At 38.4% G+C, this 23,758-nt stretch carries 18 protein-coding genes and 1 pseudogene; 11 read left to right on the top strand and 8 right to left on the bottom strand.

From position 1 onward, the window contains the following. Positions 1-38 precede the first annotated feature (38 nt). Both ABD894_RS16010 and ABD894_RS16005 read left to right on the top strand, forming a co-directional pair. A complete protein-coding gene (locus ABD894_RS16010; RefSeq protein WP_345212070.1) occupies positions 39-1,541 on the top strand; it encodes a hypothetical protein in 1,503 nt (500 codons plus the stop codon). A 1,590-nt stretch (positions 1,542-3,131) separates the two neighbouring features. Beyond that, a complete protein-coding gene (locus ABD894_RS16005; RefSeq protein WP_345212069.1) occupies positions 3,132-4,370 on the top strand; it encodes a 6-bladed beta-propeller in 1,239 nt (412 codons plus the stop codon). A gap of 3 nt (positions 4,371-4,373) precedes the next feature. Here ABD894_RS16005 and ABD894_RS16000 read toward each other — a convergent pair whose 3' ends face one another. Genes ABD894_RS16000 through ABD894_RS15975 form a run of 6 tightly spaced genes read right to left on the bottom strand, consistent with a single transcriptional unit; the run spans position 4,374 to position 10,002 of the window. After that, entirely contained in the window at positions 4,374-5,282 is a 909-nt protein-coding gene (locus ABD894_RS16000) for a peptidase associated/transthyretin-like domain-containing protein (protein ID WP_345212068.1), read from the bottom strand. 15 nt (positions 5,283-5,297) lie between these two features. Continuing rightward, the gene (locus ABD894_RS15995; protein WP_345212067.1) at positions 5,298-6,206 is read right to left on the bottom strand and encodes a carboxypeptidase-like regulatory domain-containing protein; all 909 of its coding nucleotides are present in this window, start codon (positions 6,204-6,206) and stop codon (positions 5,298-5,300) included. Between the two features lie 9 nt (positions 6,207-6,215). After that, positions 6,216-7,139 (bottom strand): peptidase associated/transthyretin-like domain-containing protein, encoded by a 924-nt coding sequence (locus ABD894_RS15990; RefSeq protein WP_345212066.1) that lies wholly within the window; start codon positions 7,137-7,139, stop codon positions 6,216-6,218. A gap of 16 nt (positions 7,140-7,155) precedes the next feature. Next, entirely contained in the window at positions 7,156-8,088 is a 933-nt protein-coding gene (locus ABD894_RS15985) for a carboxypeptidase-like regulatory domain-containing protein (RefSeq protein ID WP_345212065.1), read from the bottom strand. Between the two features lie 12 nt (positions 8,089-8,100). Further along, positions 8,101-9,039 carry a carboxypeptidase-like regulatory domain-containing protein gene (locus ABD894_RS15980; protein ID WP_345212064.1) on the bottom strand — a complete coding sequence of 313 codons (939 nt, stop codon included), beginning with the start codon at positions 9,037-9,039 and terminating at the stop codon, positions 8,101-8,103. Between the two features lie 12 nt (positions 9,040-9,051). Continuing rightward, positions 9,052-10,002 (bottom strand): carboxypeptidase-like regulatory domain-containing protein, encoded by a 951-nt coding sequence (locus ABD894_RS15975; RefSeq protein WP_345212063.1) that lies wholly within the window; start codon positions 10,000-10,002, stop codon positions 9,052-9,054. 137 nt (positions 10,003-10,139) lie between these two features. Between ABD894_RS15975 and ABD894_RS15970 the strand changes: the two genes are divergently transcribed. The 9 genes and pseudogenes from ABD894_RS15970 to ABD894_RS15930 all read left to right on the top strand — a co-directional run bounded on the left by ABD894_RS15970 (position 10,140) and on the right by ABD894_RS15930 (position 18,986). Continuing rightward, on the top strand, positions 10,140-10,382 hold the full coding sequence (locus ABD894_RS15970) for a hypothetical protein (RefSeq protein WP_345212062.1): 243 nt from the start codon (positions 10,140-10,142) through the stop codon (positions 10,380-10,382). A gap of 15 nt (positions 10,383-10,397) precedes the next feature. Beyond that, positions 10,398-11,369, top strand: a pseudogene (locus ABD894_RS15965) (6-bladed beta-propeller); the annotation flags it as partial. A gap of 20 nt (positions 11,370-11,389) precedes the next feature. Further along, positions 11,390-11,854, top strand: a complete 465-nt coding sequence (locus tag ABD894_RS15960) for a hypothetical protein (RefSeq protein ID WP_345212061.1) — start codon at positions 11,390-11,392, stop codon at positions 11,852-11,854. Positions 11,855-11,992: 138 nt separating this feature from the next. Next, the gene (locus ABD894_RS15955) at positions 11,993-13,228 is read left to right on the top strand and encodes a hypothetical protein (RefSeq protein ID WP_345212060.1); all 1,236 of its coding nucleotides are present in this window, start codon (positions 11,993-11,995) and stop codon (positions 13,226-13,228) included. Positions 13,229-13,314: 86 nt separating this feature from the next. Continuing rightward, positions 13,315-13,884 (top strand): hypothetical protein, encoded by a 570-nt coding sequence (locus ABD894_RS15950; protein WP_345212059.1) that lies wholly within the window; start codon positions 13,315-13,317, stop codon positions 13,882-13,884. Then, positions 13,847-15,565 carry a hypothetical protein gene (locus tag ABD894_RS15945; RefSeq protein WP_345212058.1) on the top strand — a complete coding sequence of 573 codons (1,719 nt, stop codon included), beginning with the start codon at positions 13,847-13,849 and terminating at the stop codon, positions 15,563-15,565. The genes ABD894_RS15950 and ABD894_RS15945 overlap by 38 nt, the downstream gene beginning before the upstream one ends. 14 nt (positions 15,566-15,579) lie before the next feature. Next, a complete protein-coding gene (locus ABD894_RS15940; protein WP_345212057.1) occupies positions 15,580-16,677 on the top strand; it encodes an outer membrane beta-barrel protein in 1,098 nt (365 codons plus the stop codon). Between the two features lie 41 nt (positions 16,678-16,718). Beyond that, positions 16,719-17,975, top strand: coding sequence for a hypothetical protein (locus ABD894_RS15935; protein WP_345212056.1), 1,257 nt, complete (start codon positions 16,719-16,721; stop codon positions 17,973-17,975). A gap of 45 nt (positions 17,976-18,020) precedes the next feature. Beyond that, a complete protein-coding gene (locus ABD894_RS15930) occupies positions 18,021-18,986 on the top strand; it encodes a glycosyltransferase family 2 protein (RefSeq protein WP_345212055.1) in 966 nt (321 codons plus the stop codon). An 82-nt stretch (positions 18,987-19,068) separates the two neighbouring features. Here the strand turns inward: ABD894_RS15930 and ABD894_RS15925 are convergent, their stop codons facing one another. Next, positions 19,069-22,260 (bottom strand): error-prone DNA polymerase, encoded by a 3,192-nt coding sequence (locus ABD894_RS15925; RefSeq protein WP_345212054.1) that lies wholly within the window; start codon positions 22,258-22,260, stop codon positions 19,069-19,071. 11 nt (positions 22,261-22,271) lie between these two features. Continuing rightward, positions 22,272-23,753 (bottom strand): Y-family DNA polymerase, encoded by a 1,482-nt coding sequence (locus ABD894_RS15920; protein WP_345212053.1) that lies wholly within the window; start codon positions 23,751-23,753, stop codon positions 22,272-22,274. Positions 23,754-23,758: the final 5 nt, after the last annotated feature.

Below are 23,758 nucleotides of genomic sequence, written 5' to 3'. Positions count from 1 at the left end.
TGCAATTAATGTACTTTTATATACACCAATTTATCTATATGGATTCTCTTTCAGAGTTGATAAATCTCCTTAATAGTACTGATATTAAGCTTTTTAAACAGTTTCTTCAGCAAAAAAATAAAAGGTTAGATGTAAAGAATTTGCAATTGCTTAATTTGATAAAAACTGATGATATAAATGGATTAAGTAAGCTTTACAATTCTAAAAAAAACAATGATGCATACCATGCCTTGCGTAAAAGGCTACAGGATAATTTGCTGTTATTTTTATCGCAAAAAACTTTTGAAAACAATAATTCTGACACCTATGATGCATTGCGCCTGGTGGTAGTAGGGCGTTTTTTATTAGAAAATGAGGTAGTAAAAATAGCGTTCAAGTGTTTGGATAAGGCCGAACGACTGGCTGAACATTTGGAACAGTTTAATTTGCTGAATGAACTCTTGCTACTGAAGCTACAGTATGCCCATTTGCCCGGAACCGAAAACTTCGAGGCTTTAACATCACGCTTCCTGCAAAACCAGTCGCACATGCAACGCGAGGCTAAGCTTAATATGGCTTACGCCTTTCTGAGGCAGGAATTGCAGGAGATACATCTGAAAGGGAAGATTGTTAATTTGACAGCCTTGATGATAATGACAATCAGGAAATACAAAATTTCTGTACAGGACCTGATGACCTATAAGTCTATTTACCAAATTCTTTTTATCGCGAATGAATACGCAGCCATACAGCAGAATTATGGATTAATAGAGCGTTATATCAAGCGAACGGATCAATTTATGCAGAACCAACCGCATAAAACACAGGCTTATCTTTTTTATCATATATCCATCTTGTATTTTTTGGCGAACTTTCATCTGCGGCGAAAAAACTTCGCAGTGAGTGTGTCCTATCTTAAGGAAATGATGGATCTTATGGTGATGGATAATCGCTATTACGCGCTGTTTTATTTACGTTATCAGTTGCTCGCTGCACTCAACCTGTTCTTTACTGGATTCGCTAACGATGCGATTATGCTATTACAGGAATCGCTTTCTAATACAAAGCATAAAGCTAAACCGGAGGATGTGGAAGATTTACAAATAAGCATCATCATGTTTTTAGCCCTGTGTAATGACCGTAGAGGCTTGAAACAACTGACGTTACTCACCCGCACCGATGCCTGGTACGAAAAAAAGATGGGCATGTTATGGACTATCCGGAAAAACCTGATGGAAATTTTGGTTCAGGCGCAGTTCTCCAACATCGAGCTTGCCATGTCCCGGCTAAACAGTTTCCGCCGTAGATATAAGAAGTATTTGTTAAAAACCTCTGAAGAACGCGTATTGTTGTATTTGAAGATGGTTGAAAGATATCTGCTAAAGCCCGATGTGATTTTTGACCCAGCATATAGAAAAACTGTCTTAAACTTACTTGATGAGGCAGGAAATAACGACATTTTCACTTTAAGCTTTATTGCCTGGTTAATAGCACACTGGGAGAAAAAAATAGCTTATAAAGTGGTTCTAACACTCGTGCAGGATAATAACCAAGTGCAATAATAGGAGTTATTATTTGGGGGTGATACACTTTGTTTTCTTTAAGGCAGTTGATAACTGTTATTAGGCAGGCATTTGTAGTGCCATGATTAAAAATATAATTGACCGGTAAATTTGGAACCGTTTTATTTTCTATCGTGCAGTGCAATTTCAAAATGGTATAAAACGAACAAATCCTCAGATTTCTCTGAGGATTTGTGATCCCGCTGGGACTATTACCTTTGATAAAATAGATACATGTATTCATGATTTGATTTGTAATGCTTAATCAAATAGTATGATAATTAAGGATATTAAACCAGTTAAGGTAAATTTCAATCTTCGCGATCAATTAAGTAAGGATAAAAACACTGCTATACATTGTGTTCTTAGGTACAATAATTTGAAAGTTGTAATATCCAGTGTAGAAACAATTAAGCCTAAATTGGGGGACACTGAGAAACAACGAGCCAAAGCGACCAAACAATTTGTTGAGCACCCTGAATTTAACCATCACTTAAATGAGATAGCGTCGTCGATTAAGTCCCGATTCGCATAAAGCATATCAAAATACACTTAGATCATTAGAACGGTTTTCAAAATATACCAAAAGCACAATCACAAACATTTTTCCAAACTACAAAACGATACTGAAAATGTATATCTAAATAAATCACAATTGGATACCTTATACAATTTGGATCTGTCGGATAACACGCGCCTAGCACGCGTCAGGGATCTTTTTTTAGTTGGATGCTGGACAGGTCTGCGCTTTTCTGATTTCAATGCTATAGGGCCTAAAAACATCCTTAATGACTGCATAGAATAGAAACGCAGAAAACAGGAGAAAGAGTAGTTATCCCTATTCATGAAACTATTAAAATCATTATGCAAAAGTATAATGGGTTAACAGTGAATGGGCTGCCGCCTGCTATATCGAATGTTAATATGAACAAGTACTTGAAGTAACTCGCAAAGGAAGCAGGATTTAATGAACTACAGCAAATTAAATCGCACAAGGGTGGCAATATAATTGTTGAAAATACTCCAACCCATAAACTCATTACCACTCACACGGCAAGAAGATCATTTGCAACTAATATGTATCTAATGGGGGTTCCGTCTATTACGATAATGGCTATTACCGGGCACCGTACAGAGAAAGCATTTCTAAAATATATTAAGGTTACTCCTAAAGAACACGCAGTTCAATTGAAAGAACTTTGGGATAGACAAAGTATGAAAATCCTTAACACATAATAGCAACCACTTGTAAGTGGGAAAGGTGGCGTATATGTGGTAATAGTTAGTGAAAGTTTCGGCCTTTGAAAAGCGCCTTCATGAAATGTTGTCTGTGTGGAGCATCCATCATAATTTATACCGGCTTGGTAGTTTCATGCCCGAGAGCAAGTGTTTACATGAAATTAGTTTGTGTTAAGCTATTAAACTAATCATGGCGGTGTGGGTAATGAAATATCTTGGCGACAGGTTTTTTGTACAATTGTAGATACTACCGAACAATATATATATTCGTTTAAGAAATTAAAAAGTACGTTTTGATATGGATTTAGAAATCAAGTTTTTAGATTTGACTTAATAAAACCTTATCAACCTATGTTATCTTTCATTTCCAACTCAAAAAGTTTGCTCATTAACTTTTTGTTACTTTTATCTTTAAAACCAGGTTTTGGATATGCGCAAGCCCGAAATAATCAGCCTGATACAAATAATGTTACAGAAATTAGAATTGACCCTAGAGCCGCAAAAGGGGAGGAGTATGCAGCAAGTGAAGTATTTTCATCTGTAAGGTACATTCCCTTAGAGTCAACCAGCAAAAGCGCCTTTGGCAAAGTTGATCAGTTAGAGATCACTGATGAATATTTTATCATACTCGATGCAGCTGTTTCTGTTGTTAATTCCCAAAGTAAATCGGGCATATTTTTATTTTCAAAAGATGGTAAATTTCATAGCAAGCTGGAGGGGTTCCGAACGATCTACTTTGCTGTGAACAGAGAAAAAAAAGAAATTTCGGTGCTTAATTTTGATGATGGTAAATGGATGCATTTTAATTATGAAGGGAAATTGCTCCGGAGTGAACTGCCGTATATCAACTTCGCGGATTTCACTTTCTTAAAAGACAATACAACTGCTTTTTACAGGGGGTATTCTTTCGTACAGGATAAATTTGAGCCAACACTTAATACACCCGCATTAAAATACAGTAATGTTTTATTTGCTAAAAATCGGCAGAATTTTGCAACCCATTATTTACCGTATGATACTTTAGCATTTAATTATAACGACGCGGGTGGATTAGCCAAATACTTCAGAACAAGCGGCGACTACACTTACCTGACAAAGCCTTATGATTACAGCGTTTATCATTTGAAAGGTACTGCCTTAGCAGTAAATTATCAGTTTATATTTCCTGCGGAACAATCGCTACCGAGGGATTTTCTATATAATAAAGTTTATCTGAACAAGCGCAGAATTTACGCAGAAGAGCATAAACCTCTTATCAATCTTATAGGAGACTTTTACAAAGCGGGTAATCATTTAAGCTTTAAATCATATTCGTACGAATCTATGGATGTTTTTATATACAATTTAAAAAGCGGCGAACTGGTAAGTTTTAGCGGAACAACTGCGGACAAACTAACCCATAGCTTACCTTTAGGACTGAGTATACATGGTTGCGACGGAGTGGCATCGTTTTTTAGCTCCGTACGTGCTGTTGATATATTAAGCACTGGCTTAAAAACAGATGGACTAACACCGGAGTTGGCCGCTTTTGTGAAGAAAAATGACAAAAGGAGTAATCCACTATTAGTTGAGCTTATCGTAAAGCCATGAGCGTCAATATTCCACCTCGGCAGATATGGCGAAATCAGTAAGATAGGGCACAAAGTAGGTGTACAGCTGCCACTCCCGTTTAAAATTCATAGCCCAGGTGTTTATGAATTCTCCTTTTTTGTTAGACATGCCTATGATGGGTTTGTAAGTTTCTCGCATAATTAAACCCTGATCAAGACTTGCGAAATGTTCCCTGTTAATCTCATTTCTGTTAAACTTAATTCTTAACCATTCAATTGCTACAAAAAAGTTTTCCCCGGGAATATTGATTGCAGATGGCAACTTTACTTCAATAACAGACTTTCCGTTGGTTTCACCCAATATTCCGCCCGGCGTTATTTCTTTACCAGGACCATCAGTCTCTTTATCCATATCATAAACATGGATAAGAAATTTTGTACTATCATATTTTTGTTCGTAAGCCGCTATTAGTACCTTAATATTAACTGATTTTAAAATATTGTTATTTGCCGGGGCGGTCAGCTTTTGCGCCAATTGTAAATATTTAAATCTTTCCAAAGGCCGTTCAAATCCTGTATAATATTGTGCAAGTTTATTGTCAAAACCATTAAGCACAGCTTTGTTTGCGCCTTTCGATTTATTTTCAGGCAATTTTTTTAGCTTATTGGTATCAAGCAAAATCTTCCAATTGGTTGAAAATGAACTAACCGGAATTTTTACATCCTTATAACCATAGCTGTTCACCCACAAGGTATCATTCAAATCTACCTTGACCAAAACTAATCTAAATACACCTTTGTCATCACTATTGCAGGCCGCTTCCCCTTTCATCAACACCACTGAAGCGAAAGCTATTGGTGCATGGGTGGCTTTATCCCTTATTTCGCCTTGCAGTAAGCTAACTTGTGCAAATAATGTTGACGGTAGTAATAATAGTATAATTATTTTCATGGCTAATTGCATTGATTAGTTCTCGATAATGGCTGAAATGGTTATAATATTATAATCGTTATAATTTTGCTTAGTTACATCTTCCCATGTACTGTTTGGTGTCAATTTATACCAGGTTCGTGTTTTTTTGTCACTTTTGTCTTCTTTCATATTGAAAACCCTCGGTTGATACATAAGATGATTAGCTTCGCCGTACGAACTTAGAATGGTTTCGTTTAGGGGGATATATAACCATTCAATGGCAACAAAGAATACCGTTTCGGGTATAACGATGTCATATTTTTCGAGGTCAACTTTTATTTCGGAATTGTCTTTATCATAAATAGTTATTATTTGGTGTACAATATCTTCACCAGGCCCCCCGGTAGCCGGATCAATAGTATAAATATGCAGTCTGAATCTTGCTTCGTTATTTGTGTTTCTATTGGAAATATCTATTAACCGATTGATTATTACTCTTTTTAATTTACCAAATGGTTCCGGCGAATATAATGTTATAGCTGCCTGATGTATTAGGCAAAAAAGACGGGTAGGAAAAGTCAGCCTGCTTGCGTTGAAATTATTTAATACCGAATGTTTTTTTTTGCGTTTTTCAGATGACACTTTTATCTCGTTTAAAAAGACTGCATCATCTTCCAACTCAATTTTAGTTTTATTAACAAAATCCTGTGCTACAATTTTTAAAGACTTGTAACCCACCCCGCTAAATAATAAAGTGTCATTTAGCTGTGATTTATTTGATGTTAATTTAAACTCTCCTTTGTCATCGGCGGCTGTAGCTATTTTCTCTTTGGTTAACTTAATGGTTATATATGGAATGGGCGCTTTGGTTTGCTTGTTGATGATTGTGCCCTCAAAAGTTTGCTGGGCAAAAGAGCTGATAGAAAAAATAAGTAGAAAAAAAATTAGGCAAATGTTTTTCATGGTTTTAGGTTAATATTCCACCTCAGCAGAAATGGCGAAATCAGTGAGATAGGGCACAAAGTACGTATACAACTGCCATTCGTGTTTAAAATTCATAGCCCAGGTGTTAATGAATTCTCCTTTTTTGTTAGACATGCCAATAATTGGCTTAAACATTTTATTTTTAAAAGAACCTCTATCTCGAGGTACATATATTTCATTTTGAATATCTGCTCGATTAAAAGGTATCCTGAGCCATTCAATGGATACAAAAAAGTTTTTGCCCGAAATGTGGATGTCTGGAATATTAACCTTTACATTTATTCTTGCATATGATTTAACTAATATCCCTTCTTCTGTTAATTCTGCGCCTGGTCCTTCAGTTGATTTATCCATATCATAAACATGGACGCGAAACATGCAACTATCATGCATTGGCTGGTAGAGACTAATATATAATTGGACAGTAATTTTTTTTAGTTTACTATTTACTGACGGCGCATTAAATTTTTGAGCAAGTTGTATATAGTTAAACGGTTCAAGCCATCGCTCTATACCGGTAAAGTGCCGAAGTCGCTCATTACTCAAATTATTAAGTTCTACTTTGTTGTTAGTTTTTATTTGGCTTTTCGGCCTTTTTTTAAGAGTGTTTTTTTGAAGAGAGATTACCCAATTATTAACAAACTGGTTGATAGGTACTTTTGCAGGCTGGTAGCCATCGCAGGATACCCAAAGCGTATCAGATAAATCCACCTTGGGTGATTGTAAGGAGAACACCCCATCAATAGTGGTATTACAAGCGACTTCGGCCTTCATTAAAATTATCGTTGCTAAATGCAACGGTTTATGCGTGACCTTATCGTATACTTCGCCCTGTAATAGTTGATCCTGGGCTAACAAGATGATTGGGGTGTGGAATGTTAAGAATAGTACGAACAATAAATACTTTTTCATTATCGATAATTAAGGATCAATATTCTATTTCAGCGGAGATGGCAATGTTCCAAAAAAAAGTTTTCCCTTTTGCACCAAGAAATTCCCAAGGTAAACGAGGAGCAACTTTATACCATGTATGAATTTTTTGACCCGATTTATCGGAGCGTATATTGTGAATGATGGGATGGTAAAGTACCTCATAATCCATATAGGTAAGACCATGAAATTCATGACCTAAGCCTCCACTTATGCTTTCATTTGCGGATATATACAGCCATTCCACACCTACAAAAAAATCTTTTCCCGGTATAACAATATTGTATGGAGTAAGATCTATTTCTATCTCTCTTTTATCTTTATCATAAACTTCAATTATTTGATGTACAATATCTTCACCCGGGCCACCGGTAACAGAATCTACGTCAAAAACATGTATCCTAAATCTTGCTTCTGTATTTGTGTAAGTATCATAATCTCCTATACGTCGATTTATTTTTACTGTTTTTAAAAGGCTGAAAATTTCGGGTGAGCTTAATTTAATAGCGGCTTGAGCCATCATTGCGAAAGGTTGTTCAGGTAAGGTAACTTGGCTTGTTTTGAACGGATTAAGTTCTTTTTTTATCAACTTTCTTTTATTAGAAGATATCCTAACTTCATTTAAAAAAACAGCATCTTCTATTAGTTCAATTTTAGTGTTGTTGATGAACCCTTGTATCGGAACCTTTACGGCTTTATAGCCAACTCCGCTAAGTAATAAAGTGTCATTAGTCCTACCATTTGTTGATACCAGCTCAAAATCTCCTTTGTCATCGGCAGCTGTAGCTATTTTCTCTTTAGTTAACTTAATAGTTATATATGGAATGGGCGCTTTAGTTTGCCTGTTGATGACGGTGCCTATATACGTTTGCTGGGCAAAAGCAATTAAAGAAAGTGAAAGCAATAATAGAGTTATACAGATGCTTTTCATAAGCCTTGTCAATTATTGAACTTCGGCCGAAATAGCGAAATCAGTGAGATCAGGAGCGAAATAAGTATAAATCTCCCATTGATTTCTGAAGTTTAAGGCCCACGTATTAATTTCGTCCCCTTTTTTTGATGACATGCCAATAGGAGGTAAATAATCAATAACACTTTTGTAACGCACTGACGTTGTAACACTGTAATCTTTACTCGAAAATGCATGGCTTTCACACTCGTTATAAGCAATTCTTAGCCATTCAACGGCAACAAAAAAGCAATCACTTGGGATTTGTATATCATAGTCTGATAAGTTAACCTTTATCATATCCTTATCACCACTCTCATTAATTACGATACTTTTATAGGTGAGTTCGGCACCTGGACCTAATGTTGTAGGGTCAATATCATAAATCCGTATTCGAAACCGTACTTTTGGTGTGAAAAGATTTGGATATTCGCTATAGACCAACCGTTCTATATTTACGCTTGATAATTGAGCCTGTTTATGCTTCAATTTTAACTTTTGTGCAATTTGTAAATAATTAAAATTGTGCCTGTATTTACTTAAACCAACATAAAAATTTGTCTCGCTTGCATTAAATTTATTTAATATTTCTTTCTGTTTGCTTTTTGTATACTTTTTAAAAGTAGATTGATGTGCTTTTTTTTCTAAAATTATCGTTGGATTTTTCTCAAATATAGAGACGGGTATAAGTATTGTTTTGTAACCTAATGCACTTACCAATAGTGTATCTATTTGTGAATACTTTGGAACAAGCAACTGAAATAAGCCTGTAGTTTCTGTGCTAACCGCCCTGTTTGCATTTAATAAACTAACGGTCGCATAGGCAATTTTTGAGCTATCCTGGCTGTCTTTTACTTCCCCCTTCATTAGAGTTACTTGACCTGTACTTATAAGAGGTAAAAATAAAAAGGTTATTATTTGTAAAATTTTCATGTTCTTCCCTTATTAATAATCTACTTTGGCAGACAATGCTAATTCGCCGGTAAGTCCAATCCAACTTCTAAACCATGTATTGGTCCAGGGTTGATTAATATCTAATAACCATGTCTGTCGATCTCGTTTATCTCTATCGTTAGGAACTTGACGTAATGAAGGTTGAAAAAGGGTTGAGTATTGTTCTTTATAACCAATTATAACACTTTCATTTCTAACAGGTATTAAATTGTAGCCACAGTATTCATTATAAGGTATATACAGCCATTCTACGGCTATAAAAAATTCCTTTTTTGGTATTACTATGTTGTATTTCGTAACATTTGTTTCTATAAAAGTATTATCGTCATTCTGTACTTCAATTACCTCGTGACAAATATCCTGACCCGGACCGCCAGTTGCAGGATTGACATCATATACCCTTAGCCTGAACTTTGTTTTTATATTCTTTTGCTTTTTGTCAATGTATCTTGCTAAGCGGATCTCTTTTAATTTGCCGAATTCTTTTTTACCGATGAATTTACGGGCGACCTGATAATAACTGTCAAAGTGAGCCTGGGTATAATGAATGTCAGGCCCGAAAAAATCGTTAAGTGTAGAGGTTTTGTATCTTCTTTTTTTTGACGAGACCTTAATCTCATTTAAGAAAAAAGTATCTTCTTCTATTCTGACTTCACTATTGGGCATAAATGTTCTTATAGGAATTTTATAAGTAATATAACCCACACTGCTAAATTGCAATGTATCATTATCAATGTGTTGGTTAGATGTCAATTGGAATGAGCCATCTTCTGCGGCACTAACCGCTATTTGTTCTTTAAGTAATTTTACAGTAATAAATGGAACAGGTTTGTTTGATTGTTTATTAATCACAGTACCCTTAAATATTTGCTGGGCATTGCAAATTATCGAAGTAAATAATAGACCAACGGTATAAACTAAGCGATAGCGAATTTTTAACATGATAGATTAGGCTCAAGGTGTAACAATACTACACTTTCTTAAAAAGAAAAACAATTTTTTCTTTTTATTTAATAAAATACTACATTTGCTAAAGCAGGATAAAACCTGTCAGATTTAAACCTAAATCTACCTATCACATGAGAAACACGTCTTTTAGCCTTTCGGCTTTTCTTGGTTTTATTTCAATTTTCTTTTTTTCTTGTCAGTCAAATAGCGGCAGAGAGATTACCGATACATCAAACGTGTTAAGGATTAATATTGACCCTGTTGGTGGAATTTACAGTGAAGATACATTATCATCATCTCGTCAGATTTTTGATAGCGTAAAATATATTGCGTTAGAAACCAACGATAAAAGTTTATTTAGTTCAATACAGTAACTTGAGGTTACAAAGGACAAACTAATTATCCTCGATAAAAGCACTAATTCCATTCTTGTTTTTTCAAAGAATGGAAAGTTTCAAAACAAAATTTTGGTTAGCCATACCCTTACAAATTTTGAAATAGACGATAGCAATGAACAAATTTTAGTTAGAGATTCAACTATTCAAAATGAAATACATCGTTACACTTATGATGGGCAGTTAGTTGAAACTCAAAAGGTACCATTGGCATTTTGGGATATGGCTTTAATTGATAAAAATGAAATTGCCCTATACAGATCATTTAGTCAATTAAAAAAGGAGGGAGACTTTTTAAGTACGACAGATTTTAATTTCCATAATCTTTTATTATACAAAAACTCCAAGCTTATTCAAGGTTATTTACCTTACGATACAACGATCACGGTACAATCTGATGTACTTAATACAAAAAAGAATTTCTACAGGAGTAACGGAACAACGCTTTTTTGCCAGCCTTATGATTATAAGATTTACGAAATCAAACAAGATGGCATTCGTCCGATTTATGAATTTGTATTTCCAAACAAGTATAGCCTTCCAGTCGATTTTAATAGCGACAAGAGTTATTGTGGTAAAAAGATTTCTTATTTAAAACAAAAGCCGGATAAAATATTTACGCTGTCTGATATGTATAAGGTAGGTCATCAGTTGTATTTTACTTTTTTCTCATATAATCTTTCCTCTATAATATTCGCCTACGACTTAAACTCCCATTCCTTAACCCCATTATTTAAGCTGCCATCAAATAAAAATGTGAACTTTTTACCCTTGGGGCGTTCACTTCATGCGGCAGATGCCACTTCAATTTATACTTCACTTCCATCGGCTGAATTTGTTAAGTACAGCTGGCAAATGAAAAAAATGCAAGAAAATCAACTCCCTTTAAATGTCAGACAATTACTGAAATCAATTTCCAATAGAGACAATCCAATAATCATCCAGTTATATCCTAAACAGAAGTAAACAATTTAAAATCAAACCTTATGAAAGTAAACAAAATCGCAGGCATTGGATTGGTAGCCTTATTGACTGCCAGTGTAGCATTAAGTGTTTTGGCTCGAAATAACAAATTCTCAGCACCGCCGCCTCCCCCGCCAACCGAATGTATTTATACAGGCTCGGAATTGTCGGGACAAATAGCCACAAATCAAGTGGACGCATGTTGGAGTTGCGTTGCTCCACCGGGAAATCCCAATTCCCCTAATAGCGGTTGTACGCCAATATATGTCAACGGAACGTTTGATCATTGGAACTGTCAAACGGTTCCTTCTTCAACAACGGCACAAATTACTGTATGCCAGGGAACTCAAGACAATACAAAGAAATGTACCCCAAAAAGCATCAACGCCGACTGGGTTTATCATGCATGTCCCAAAAAAGACTTTACAGGCCCGGCTCCAAATACAGGTGCTCCTGGAACAGGGGGTAGCGGAACAGGTACTAATTAATATCTATAAAGTTTTAGCATTCATTTTTAAAGTTTAAGAAGTGCTGTGATAAGTGGATTGTAAAGCTAAATAGTAAATAGCTATCTTATTAATAGCTGTTTGCTATTTAGTTAATGAAGCAAATTCAATAATTTCATAATGAAACGATATGTACCTGCTATCTCGGTAATAATATTAGTATTGGTGTTTGTTTACCAGCCTATTGCAAGTCTCGGTTTTGCATGGTTTGATGATGATTGGATGCTTTTAAATCACAAACTAATTCATCCCGCGGAGTTTAATATAGCTTATGTTGCAAAAGTTTTCGGCACATTTAATTCGTTGCAGTATTCGCCGCTAAATACTCTTTGCTACTATTTCATCTACCAAATCAATGCTTACGATCCTTATTGGTTTCACCTGTTTTGTTTTTTGATCCACATCTTAAATACGGGTCTGGTTTATAAAATCAGTAAGCGTTTATTCGGCAGATTCAATGTGCAGCCAGCAACCAGGTTAGCCTATATATGTTGCGTGATATGGGCTATTCATCCGCTCAATGTAGAATCTGTGGTGTGGATATCGGCTTCAAAGATACCATTGTTCAGCTTTTTTAATATGTTGGCTATGCTGGCGTTTATCAATTATGTAGATACGGGGAATAAAGCCAATTACTGGCTGAGTGTTATAGCTTTTATATTATCATGTTTTGTAAAGGAGCAAGCAGTGGTATTACCGGTAATCTTAATTATCTACCTCATTTGTATTAAAAAATTATCGCTATTAACGCTCAAACAGTATATGTTCGTTTTATCGCCTTTTATTATTGTTGCAATTATATTTGGTATAGTTACACTAATAGCGCTAAAAACTGCTATCGGGCTGGCCACGCCTATTTCGAAATATCCGTTTTACCAGCGTATTGTATTTGCCTTTTATTGCCTGTGCTTTTATTGCTTTAACTTTATTTTACCGGTAGATCTTCATTATCACTATTCGTACCCAATAAAGCCCAACGAAACGTTGCCATGGGTATATTACACATTTATACCGGCATTTATTGTTTTGGCAACAGCTGCATGGCGGTACTTACGGCAGTCAATAAACAAACGCTTGTACGCGTTTGGTATTGGTTTCTTTTTGGCGCACCTGGCTTTGTGTTTGCAGATAATTCCATTATCGCGCCCGGCAATAATGGCCGATAGGTACATGTATCTTCCTACATTGGGTTTACTACTTATTTTAGTTCCTGTTGGTTACCAATATGTAATTCAATTAATAAACCACAAAGGCCAAATATTTAAGCTTGCTTTAGCTATTGTTATCCTTGTTATTGCGGGCCTGTGTATTTACAGCCGGGATTTAGTTTACAATTGGAACTATATCAGTATTTAATTTTATCAATAATGAAAAATAATTTTTTTACAAATATCGTCCTTATACTATTAATCATTTCAACTGGCATGGCGGTGGTTGGTTTTATGAGAAAGACTAATAAAGCGAAAGCTGTTAAGGCGACCACAAAAACCGTATCAGATGATTTTTTGAACGGCACGAAAGCCGAGATGTGGGATAACTATGTCCCTTTTATGTATGATGATGATAAGTCTATTCCCAAAGAAACGCCCTTAATTGATTCGTTAGAGAAAGAATTTACACTGAAGAAACTGACCAATGGTCGTTACACATTAATTGTACGTTATTCTTTTATGGATTGCGAAATGTGCGTGGATACTTTACTTACGCATGTTGAAAAACTACGAAAGCAAACTAAGTATAAAGATATCTTAGTAATTACAGATTCATATTCTGAAAGAGATTATCTGATCAAAGTCACACGGTTTAAACGCCCGTTCAAAATATATAACCTACCCGAAACGCGTTTAGGCTTATCTATCGAGAACAAGAATTTTCCGTTTATGTTCGTGCTAACGCCAGATATGCGGGTGACCAAAATATTTGTGCCTATTAAAGAATATTCAGCCCAAATAGACGAATACCTGAACTATACGAATGAGTATATCAGCAATGCCAATAGCAGCATTAAGTAAATATGGCTTAGTGGTAGCCTGCTGCTGCGTTTTTTGCTGTTGGCTAAATAACGGTTTAGCACAGGTGGTGCAGCCAGCTCAAAAAGGTACAGTGAGTGGTTGGGTAAAAGATTCGGCAACTTTGAACAACCTGGCCCAGGCTACTATTAGTTTTTACAGGCAAAAAGATAGTTCGGTAGTAAAGTACCAGTTTAACGATAGCAGGGGGCGGTTTAATATAGGTGGCTTACCGCTTGATACCGGTTTGATATTAACAGTATCATACATAGGCTTTAAACCATATAAAAAACAGTTCAGGTTAAGTGCATCGCAGGCAATGATCGACTTTGGGAAAATTTTGATGACAGAATCAAATCAGCTTTTAGATGAAGTGATTATAAAACCACCGCCAATGGTAATGCGCGGCGATACGCTGGAGTTTAACGCTGACGCTTTCTCCACCGAAAAAAATGCCGTAGTAGGCGACTTGTTAAAGAGGCTTCCGGGGGTAATTATATGGGGCGACGGTAAAATAACAGTAAACGGAAAAAAGGTGAGCCAGGTGATGGTAGAAGGAAAAATATTTTTTTCGGGCGATGCACGGATAGCTACAGATAACCTGCCAAAAGGAGTGGTTGATAAGATACAGGTTATAAAGGATAAAAGCACGGAAGAGCGGGATTCGGCACAAACAGTAACACTGAATATCGCCCTTAAAAAAGGAAAAAAGTCGGGTGTGTTTGGCAAAGTTGGGGGTGGGGTAGGTACTGATAAAAAGTATCAGGGCGATTTGATGCTGGCTGGATTTTCCCCAAAGTCGCAATTAAGCGTTGCAGGTAATTTAAATAATATAAATAAGGCTGCTTTAAGCGTACAAGAAATGATGGTTAACAGTTCATACCGTTCGGGCGCAACATTTTCAACATTTAACGAACCGGGTTTCAGGCAGCAGGGCTTAACCGAAATGAAATCGGGTGGCCTGATTTATAATACCGACTGGAACAAACGGTTAAAAAGCCGGGCTGAAATTATTGCAGGTAACAACAACTTTAAAAATAATGAATTGTACGATGTTTCAACACTATTGACTGATAGTGTATTGTTAAGACAATCGGCCAAAACAACCCGTAATTCAGGGTATAGCAACCGCGAAACCGGTAATGTAACTTATGCCGATTCTATTTTTAACCAGATAGATATAAATGTGGATGTAAGGTATAATAATGACTTATACAAGTCTTTTGAGAACGCTACTATTAGCAGTTCATCAGCCGGGTTGCTGAGCAAAAATTTTTCAGATAATAATCAACGTGTTGTAAGCAACAATTTTAATGCGGGCATTTCGTACGCGCATAGAGGCGATACCCGTAAAACCTCGCATTCGTCAAAAGAGGATTTTTATATTGATTATAATTACGATCGTAACCGCTCAAATTCAGATGGTTGGTACAAGAACGAATTTCAGCCTTTTAACAATGCCGATACGGCTACCTATTTTAATCGTAAAACCCAACGCGACACAAAAACCTCAGCCCATAAGTTATATGCCGAATTTACATCTTTAAATGCCCTGTTGAAATTACGTACCCGCACAAAATTCTTTGTGCAAAACCAGCTTTACTATCAGCAAAAACAAGAAGATGTAGCCGTAAGCGATTTTGATATGCAAACAAATAGTTACTCCCTCAAAATAATTATCTGACCAATAGGAGCGACATGGATTTGATGGTAAACAAACCCGCTTTAAAGCTAACAAGGGGTTTCAACAAGTCGTATGCGGGCAGGTATTATAAACTGTTAAATGTAAGTTTATTAGCGCAAGGACAGTTTTCGGTACAGGATAATGAATCGCTGAAAGCTTTTCAAAATATTCATAAACAGTATACTGCCTTTATCCCCGAGCTTACTATAAATATGGTTAACCATCAAACCGGGCGCTTTGAACACCGGTTAAATATACAATACCGAAAATATACCGAGCTGCCATCCATCTGGCAGCTGGCTCCGCTGGTAGACAGTGCTCAGCAATGGTATTATAATTTCGGCAATCTGAACCTGAAAGCGAGTAATACGCATGATGCGGGAGCAAATTATACCTGGGCACAGGAACATGCTAACGCGGCACGTATAAATATTACCGTTAAAACGTCAAAAACACAGGGTTATATTTCAGATAGTAGTTATTACAATGACAGGGGGCAGCGAATTGTGTTCCCGGTGAATGTTAACGGCTATCAATATATTAATTTGAGTGCCGGTTTTGAAAAACCTGTAATGTTCAGGAAGAATCTTATCACCATAATGACCAACGTTGCCTTTAATCGCAATAAAAGGCCATTTTATGTTAACAGTGTAATTACTAATTCTATATCCAGTGTGTTTTCAGCAGGGCTTAATATGGCATATACCTGGAATCAGCTTTTGAATATTCAGCTGGCAAATTATTATAACCATTATCAAACTGCTATAAAGGGGCAACCCGATTATCAAAGTTTTTCTAACGGAACGAGCATACAACTCGTTTTAGGTTGGCCAAAACGTGTAAAACTCATGTCGTACGTTGATTATCAACTGAGGGGTGGTAATAATAATATTCCTGAAGCTTCTTATATAATCTGGAATGCGAACGTTGCTTACAGGTTCACTAAAAGTGAATTATTTGAAATTAAAGTGTCGGCCAATGATATACTTAACCAGAATACTGCTATTGATAATAATGTATCGGCCAATACGATAAGCATAGGCAGGATAAGCAGGTTACAGCAGTTTTTTATGCTGAGCCTTTCTTATTTTCCACGAAAGTTCGGATTGTAATATTAAGCAATAACCTAAACCTCATACCTATCACATACACTATGAATTTGAAAGCTTTCGCCATTATAGCCGCTCATATTATGCTGGTAATTGTCGGCTATTATGTATTGCATCATTACCATATTATCGGCACTATGCCCAATAATGATAACCTGCTTCGCTGGGATGCCTATTGGTATTACATTATAAAGAAAGATGGCTACCAGTTTGTGCCTTTTCGTACCTGTAATATGGCTTTCTTTCCGTTATTTTCTATTATATGGCGGGCAACTCAATTTTCGCCTGCGCTGATCAGCATTTTTAATTTGTGCTTATTTGCAGGGGCATTCATGCTATTAATTAAGCAAGAAAAAATCAGTCCGGTTTTTTACTTGTTTTTGCTGGCTATACCGTCGTTCATCTTTTTTGGATTACCATATTCAGAAGCATTGTTTTTCTTCTTCGGCACCTTATTACTTACGGGGTATGGGTCCGGTTCGCTGATGAAAAAACTTGTGGGGTTCTATTTCGCGTCGTTAGTACGGTCGGTTTCCATATTATTTATCCCTGCGGTATTATTAACCACAGTAGTAATGCACGGGTTTAAGCCATTAAATAAAAAAGCATGGGCCGAAGCGCTGTATAGTTGTGCCGCAAGTTTTGGTGGTTTTTTAACTGCGGCTTTTATCCAATACTTTCAAACAGGAAAATGGTTTTATTTTTTAGAAGTACAAAAATACTGGAAAAGGCATTGGATATTTCCTAAACTACCTTTAAGTACCTATAGCCCGGAAAGGATAATGGCTATTGATGGCATTGCTGTTATTATAGGTGTAGTGGCTATATATCATTGTTTAAAGTGGACGATCGGTAAAGTATTTAAGGGGAGGGATGTTAACACATATCAAAATGGGGTAACTGCACAGGTAGTTTATTCAGCCTTTATTTTGGCGGGTACTACACTGCTTGATGTTTTCTTCACATTTAATCTTGAGGAGGGCGCCAATATATGGAGTATAAACAGGCATCTCTTATGCACCCCGTTTGCCATTGTATTTCTGCACTGGTTGTATAAGCATTTCGCGCCACAATGGCGCGAAGTATCTGCACTCGTCATTTTATTAGTTTTGGGTATATACCTAACAGGGGTGTTTCGATACTACGAGATGGTGCTTTATTACTTTCTTTTTTTCTTTTCGTTTTTTATCATAAAATACTATCCGCATTTACGCTACTATTTTATCATTACTTATGTGTGGTTTGCCATAGTTCAGATCACCTTTTTTCAGGAATTTTTACTTAATCACTGGGTTGGTTAGGCCGTGTAATTATTAATGAATGTATAATAAACCAAAGGTAAACGTATGGCAACTATTTCAATCATTATCCCGGCATTCAATGAAGCTTCAAACATTGGTGCACTGTTAATTTCCTTATTTAAAGTACTTCAGCCCATCAGGCATGAGTTTGAAGTTATTATAATTAATGACGGCAGCACAGATAATACAGCGGCTATTGTAGCCGAGCTGGCACTTAGTTATGGTAATCTTTATTTGATTGATTTTTCCCGGAATTTCGGGCAGCAGAAAGCGCTGCGCGCGGGTTATGATCATGCCAAAGGAGACGCAGTGATTTGTATTGATGCCGATCTTCAAAACCCGCCGGAATTAATTGCCGATATGATTGAAAAATGGGAAAACGGCTATGAAGTGGTGCTGTGTAAAAGACGAAAAGGAAAACAACAGGCGGGGTACTTTAAAGAGATAACTTCGAGACTGTTTTATAAAACACTCAACCTGATGGCTGAAGGCAATATCGATGCTGATACGCCCGATTTTCGGCTGATTGACCGGAAATTAGTGGAGATCATTAAATACTTACCGGAGAAAGATGTATTTCTGCGTGGGCTCATCAGCTGGATGGGTTTCAATAAAATTGTGTTGGAATATGATCATGGTAAAAGGCTTAATGGCAAAACAGGGTATTCACCAATTAAGATGCTGCGCCTTGCCCTAACCGGTATTACAGGGTTTAGCGCCAAACCCTTACATTTTGCCATCTATATGGGTCTTGGCATCTCCATATTATCTCTCTTTTACATCCCTTATATTTTGGTGCGCTATTTTTCAGGTGAAACGATATCCGGGTGGTCCTCGCTAATTATCACGATCACTTTTATGGGCGGGCTACAATTATTTATTCTTGGAATACTGGGTTTGTACCTGGGCAAATTGTTTATGCACGCAAAAAACAGACCCGACTACATAATCAGGGAAAATACCTATAAGCCTGCTTTAATAAACCAATTAAGCATTAAAAAAGGAGCTTGAGTGATTATTTTGTTTTTGAAAAAAGTTCTTCGATTTAAGTTTGATTATGCTTTTTAATCAGTTGAATAGATGCGAATTTAGATTAATGAAAATTCCGACCCTTATGAAAAGCATCCGAAGCAGGGGGGCTGGAAAGACCGTCGTGGTTGACAGGTTTCGTCGTTTCATCAGCACGGGCCAGCGTTTGCGGCAGTTCCGTGGCGGTTAAGCCGCTGAGCAGCGCCGTTAGGTTAAAGCACTGGCGAACCACCAAATGCGTTACTCCGTTGGCTATTTGTAATTTACCAGCAACCATCAGTAACTTCGACTGTACAATTTCTTTACGGTAACGATTAAACAATTGCTGCCAAACCACAAGGTTCGCTGAACCGGTTTCATCTTCTAATGTCATAAATAGAACGCCTTTGGCCGTTCCTGGTCGCTGCCGTACCGTAATGAGTCCCGCTAGGCGTACAAAATCACCATCTTTGTACTTTGCTAAGTCATTAACTTTTGTATTTCGCAGGCGCATTAACTGGGCACGCAATAATCCCACAGGATGATCTTTTAAGGAGAGCCCCGTAGAAACATAATCCTGCACCACATGCTCGCCCCGTGTCATCAGAGGTAGAGGTATCGTATCTTCTAACACGGTTTCGGATACTTGCCCGTCAAACAAACCGATGGGCCTATCCGCTAATGCTGATACCTCCCAAAGAGCCATTCGACGGTCGGCTCCCATTGAACGAAATGCATCTGCGTCGGCCAATTTTTCCAAAGCTGCCTCCGGCACACCCACCGCCCTCAATTGATCAATGTGCATATATCCTCCATCACGCATAGTTATCAGCAGCAGCATATCATCTTCTTTCAAACCTTTAACCTGTCGGAAACCCAATCGCATAGCATAATATTTTCCTCCTTTAGCTTCCAGTGTATTATCCCAATCAGAGTAGTTAACATCTACAGGCAATATCTGTACATCATGGTTACGTGCATCCTGCACGATTTGCGCAGGCTGGTAAAACCCCATCGGCTGACTATTGAGTAAGGTTGCGCAGAATACATCGGGATAATAATGTTTTAACCAACAAGAGATATAAACCAATAAGGCAAATGATGCCGCGTGACTTTCGGGAAATCCGTAACCTTCAAAGCCTTGTAACTGTTTAAATATACGGCGTGCAAAATCTTCCTCATATCCACGAGCCACCATACCATCTACCAGCTTTTTCTCATAAAAATGAAGTTTGCCATTTGCTTTAAAAGAAGCCATGCTTCTGCGTAATTGGTCAGCTTCGGCCGGTGTAAAGTCCGCAGCTACAATCGCTATCTCCATTGCCTGTTCCTGAAAAAGCGGCACACCCAGCGTTCGGCTCAATATTTCTTCTAATTCCGGTTTCGGATATTCAGGTTCTTCCTCATGATTTCGTCGTCGTAGGTAAGGGTGCACCATATCTCCTTGAATAGGTCCCGGCCGAACAATTGCAACCTCAATTACAAGGTCATAGAACTTACGCGGCTTCAAGCGCGGCAACATTGACATCTGCGCGCGGCTTTCTATCTGAAATGTACCGATCGTATCTGCCCTACAGATCATGTCATACACCAGCGGATCTTCTTGCGGTACATTGGCTAACGTAAGTTTCCGGTCATAATGTTTCAATATTAAATCGAACGACTTGCGAATCATCGTTAACATCCCCAAAGCCAGTACATCAACCTTTAGTATCTGCAAATCTTCCAGATCATCTTTGTTCCATTCCACCTGTGTACGGTTCTCCATTCGCGCGTTGAGTACAGGACACAGATCGGATAATTTACCTTCAGTGATCACAAATCCACCGGTGTGCTGACCTAACTGCCGTGGGAAGCCAATAAGTTCGCAGGTTAACTGTAGTACTTTCAAAATGAGCGGATCTTTAGGGTTCAGGCCTTGGTCGCGTAGTCGTTTTTCATCAAAGCCCTCCTCAAAAAAATCCCAAATGGTCGCACCGATCCGTTTAATTGTATCCTCTGATAACCCCATGGCTTTACCTACATCCCGGATAGCGCCCTTGTGCCGTTCCTGTGTTACTGTTGCTACAATGGCTGCACGGTCGCGCCCGTAATCGTTATAAATAAACTGAATTATCTCTTCACGACGTTCATGCTCAAAATCCACATCGATATCCGGCCATTCATTACGCGCGTCAGACATAAAGCGGGAGAATAACAAACGTGATTCTGCCGGATTCACCGCCGTTATCCCTAAACAAAAACACACGGTAGAGTTAGCGGCAGAGCCACGCCCTTGATGCAGGATACCTAAATCTTCTGCCTGTTGTGTATAGCGATAAACCCGCAAGAAATACCAGGCCAATTTTCTTCTTTCAATAAAATCCAGCTCAAACTCGATCTGTTTGCGGTGCTTTTCCGGTAGCGGGTCACCAAGTCGTTCTTTTGCACCATCCCAGGTCAGCTTTTCTAAACGCTGCTGTGAGGTTAAACCATCTACCAGTTTTTCTTCCGGTTCCAGATATTTTAAAGAATCTAACGAAAAAGTACAGGTTTGAGAAATGAATTGTGCATTGGTTAATGCTTCAGGATAAGATCGGAATAAGCGGTGGATCTCATCTAAAGGCTTTAAAAATCGTTCTGCATTAGAATGCAGCTTAAAACCAGCCGTATGGATAGTGCATTTCTCCCTAACACAAGTTAACACATCTTGTAGTTCGCGCCTTTCGGGGATATGATAATATACATCGCCTGTAGACACCAAAGGCACACCGGTTTCGGCAAGCCGGTATAAGCGCTTGGCATCCTGGCCTTGGTAATTAAAAGAGACCGCCACATACAGTGATTGTCCTAAATGATCAAGGTATTCTGCCAAATCATTAAGAAAGTTTACATCCAACTCGAAACGATTGTTCAGTTTGTCCGGCGGTATCGCCACGAACAATATATCTTCGGCATGAGCATATACATCTGCCTTATACAGCTCGCATTTTCCTTTCTCCGTACGTAGGTTGCCCGATGTAAGTAATGCCGACAACCGCGCATAAGCCAGATGGTTGGTAGGATAGGCAAGTAAGCTTGTACCGTTCATCAAATCAAGCCGACAAGCAGGAATAAAACGAATGCCCGCTTCTTTAGCTGCCATGTGTGCACGTACAATACCTGCTAAAGAATTTCTGTCTGTAATGGCAATTGCTTCATAGCCCAGGGCCATCGCCTGTTCCACCAGTTCGTGAGGATGCGAGCCGCCGCGTAAAAAACTAAAATTTGATGTTACTTGTAATTCCGCGTAATTCATATCAAACTTTCTTAAGCAAAATATCCGTGTAAATACCAGCGGGCATCGCCACCGTCGTAATGTCCCGAACGGAATAACCAATAACGCTGCCCATCGCTGTCTTCAACCATATAATAATCCCTGTGTTCACCACTATCTTGCCACCACTCGCGCCCTATGCGTTCTGGCCCATCAGCTTTGGTTATAGTATGGCGTTTGCCTTTATGAATGAATAACTTTGGCGGGTGGTCGGGTACCAGTGCCATTACCTCTACGGGTTCAGGTACTCGCAGTAAACGAATAGGCCTCAATGCATACGGCCAGGCTATCCCCGGTTCTTCGGTAAGGGATGCAGCTAATTTCACCGACCGTTCGGGCCAGTAACGCTCTGCCGGTAAAAAACGCTGTATGGCTTGTGGGCCAACTTTCCCGGCAATACGATCCAGTAGTTCAGCTAATGCGGTATCAGCCAATCCCTTTGTCTCTGCCCACAATTGTTCTTGCATAGCTTCTATTGGTTCAACACGAGTAGCTTCAAGTATGAAAAGCTCTATACCCAATGCCGGTTCAATTTTACTGATCTGCAAGCGGAACAATCGCATCAGGTGTGATATGCTATGCGACCCTTTTGTTGTAGAAATAGCCACCTGTACCTTACGGCCATCAATACGGTGACATTTTAAAAAAGCTTTACGTAAACCCATGCCTTCTGCCTGTAAGCGTAAACACAATGCCGAAAGTAGTTTTTCGATAGCTATTTCAATGCCTGCTGCCGTACGGATAGGTTCTAAACATGGCAGGCGCTCGGCATAAGGCACCGGCGGTGTTAGTGGTTCCCAATATTCTTCTACTCGGCCCAAAGCCTGATCAATACGGAGAAGTAAACCCTGCCCGAAACGCCGGCGCAGTACAGAGCCGGGTAATTCCAGCAATAGCCCGATGTTACGAAACCCCAGCTTTTGCAAGCGATCAAGCACTTCCGGTTCCAGCCGCAAAGCGGCCGGTGGTAACGCCGCTATTGCCGCAACCTGCCCGCCAATACTTATAATTGGTTTCTTTTGTGCATAACGCACCACTGCCCAGGCTGCGCTTGGTGTATCGGCAATGGCAGCCCGTGCATCAAAGCCCGCGGCACGCAGTTTAAAAACTATCTCTTTCAGGTACTCCCGTTCGCCGCCCCAAAGATGTGCACAGCCGGAGATATCAAGAATCAGTTTATCAGGCAGGTCAATAAAAACAATTGGGGTATATCGGATACAACCCAGACCTAGCAAGCGCAATAATTTAAAGGCTTGCCCGGGTATTTCATCAATCACAATCAACTCAGCGACAGCCGCCCGTGCATCCGCTACCGCCATACCGGCAAACGCGCCTTCACTTTCAGCAATTTTACTTGAAGCGCTAATTATGATCTTATTTTTAACAGGCGAGGCCAATACAAAAGGCATGCTTTTTAGTTCGGGCCGTCGCCGTGCCAGCCCGTCTGTAAGCAAATGCCGAAACCAGATTGCCATAAAAC

The organism is Mucilaginibacter gynuensis (assembly GCF_039541195.1).
Classification (GTDB): Bacteria; Bacteroidota; Bacteroidia; order Sphingobacteriales; family Sphingobacteriaceae; genus Mucilaginibacter; species Mucilaginibacter gynuensis.
This window is presented reverse-complemented; position numbering and strand designations above follow the sequence as displayed.

What these genes read in the sequence shown, in the direction of transcription:
- ABD894_RS16010 (WP_345212070.1), top strand. Translation starts at nt 39, where the DNA reads ATGGATTCTCTTTCAGAGTTGATAAATCTCCTTAATAGTACTGATATT.
- ABD894_RS16005 (WP_345212069.1), top strand. Translation starts at nt 3,132, where the DNA reads ATGTTATCTTTCATTTCCAACTCAAAAAGTTTGCTCATTAACTTTTTG.
- ABD894_RS16000 (WP_345212068.1), bottom strand. Translation starts at nt 5,282, where the DNA reads ATGAAAATAATTATACTATTATTACTACCGTCAACATTATTTGCACAA.
- ABD894_RS15995 (WP_345212067.1), bottom strand. Translation starts at nt 6,206, where the DNA reads ATGAAAAACATTTGCCTAATTTTTTTTCTACTTATTTTTTCTATCAGC.
- ABD894_RS15990 (WP_345212066.1), bottom strand. Translation starts at nt 7,139, where the DNA reads ATGAAAAAGTATTTATTGTTCGTACTATTCTTAACATTCCACACCCCA.
- ABD894_RS15985 (WP_345212065.1), bottom strand. Translation starts at nt 8,088, where the DNA reads ATGAAAAGCATCTGTATAACTCTATTATTGCTTTCACTTTCTTTAATT.
- ABD894_RS15980 (WP_345212064.1), bottom strand. Translation starts at nt 9,039, where the DNA reads ATGAAAATTTTACAAATAATAACCTTTTTATTTTTACCTCTTATAAGT.
- ABD894_RS15975 (WP_345212063.1), bottom strand. Translation starts at nt 10,002, where the DNA reads ATGTTAAAAATTCGCTATCGCTTAGTTTATACCGTTGGTCTATTATTT.
- ABD894_RS15970 (WP_345212062.1), top strand. Translation starts at nt 10,140, where the DNA reads ATGAGAAACACGTCTTTTAGCCTTTCGGCTTTTCTTGGTTTTATTTCA.
- ABD894_RS15960 (WP_345212061.1), top strand. Translation starts at nt 11,390, where the DNA reads ATGAAAGTAAACAAAATCGCAGGCATTGGATTGGTAGCCTTATTGACT.
- ABD894_RS15955 (WP_345212060.1), top strand. Translation starts at nt 11,993, where the DNA reads ATGAAACGATATGTACCTGCTATCTCGGTAATAATATTAGTATTGGTG.
- ABD894_RS15950 (WP_345212059.1), top strand. Translation starts at nt 13,315, where the DNA reads ATGAGAAAGACTAATAAAGCGAAAGCTGTTAAGGCGACCACAAAAACC.
- ABD894_RS15945 (WP_345212058.1), top strand. Translation starts at nt 13,847, where the DNA reads ATGAGTATATCAGCAATGCCAATAGCAGCATTAAGTAAATATGGCTTA.
- ABD894_RS15940 (WP_345212057.1), top strand. Translation starts at nt 15,580, where the DNA reads ATGGATTTGATGGTAAACAAACCCGCTTTAAAGCTAACAAGGGGTTTC.
- ABD894_RS15935 (WP_345212056.1), top strand. Translation starts at nt 16,719, where the DNA reads ATGAATTTGAAAGCTTTCGCCATTATAGCCGCTCATATTATGCTGGTA.
- ABD894_RS15930 (WP_345212055.1), top strand. Translation starts at nt 18,021, where the DNA reads ATGGCAACTATTTCAATCATTATCCCGGCATTCAATGAAGCTTCAAAC.
- ABD894_RS15925 (WP_345212054.1), bottom strand. Translation starts at nt 22,260, where the DNA reads ATGAATTACGCGGAATTACAAGTAACATCAAATTTTAGTTTTTTACGC.
- ABD894_RS15920 (WP_345212053.1), bottom strand. Translation starts at nt 23,753, where the DNA reads ATGGCAATCTGGTTTCGGCATTTGCTTACAGACGGGCTGGCACGGCGA.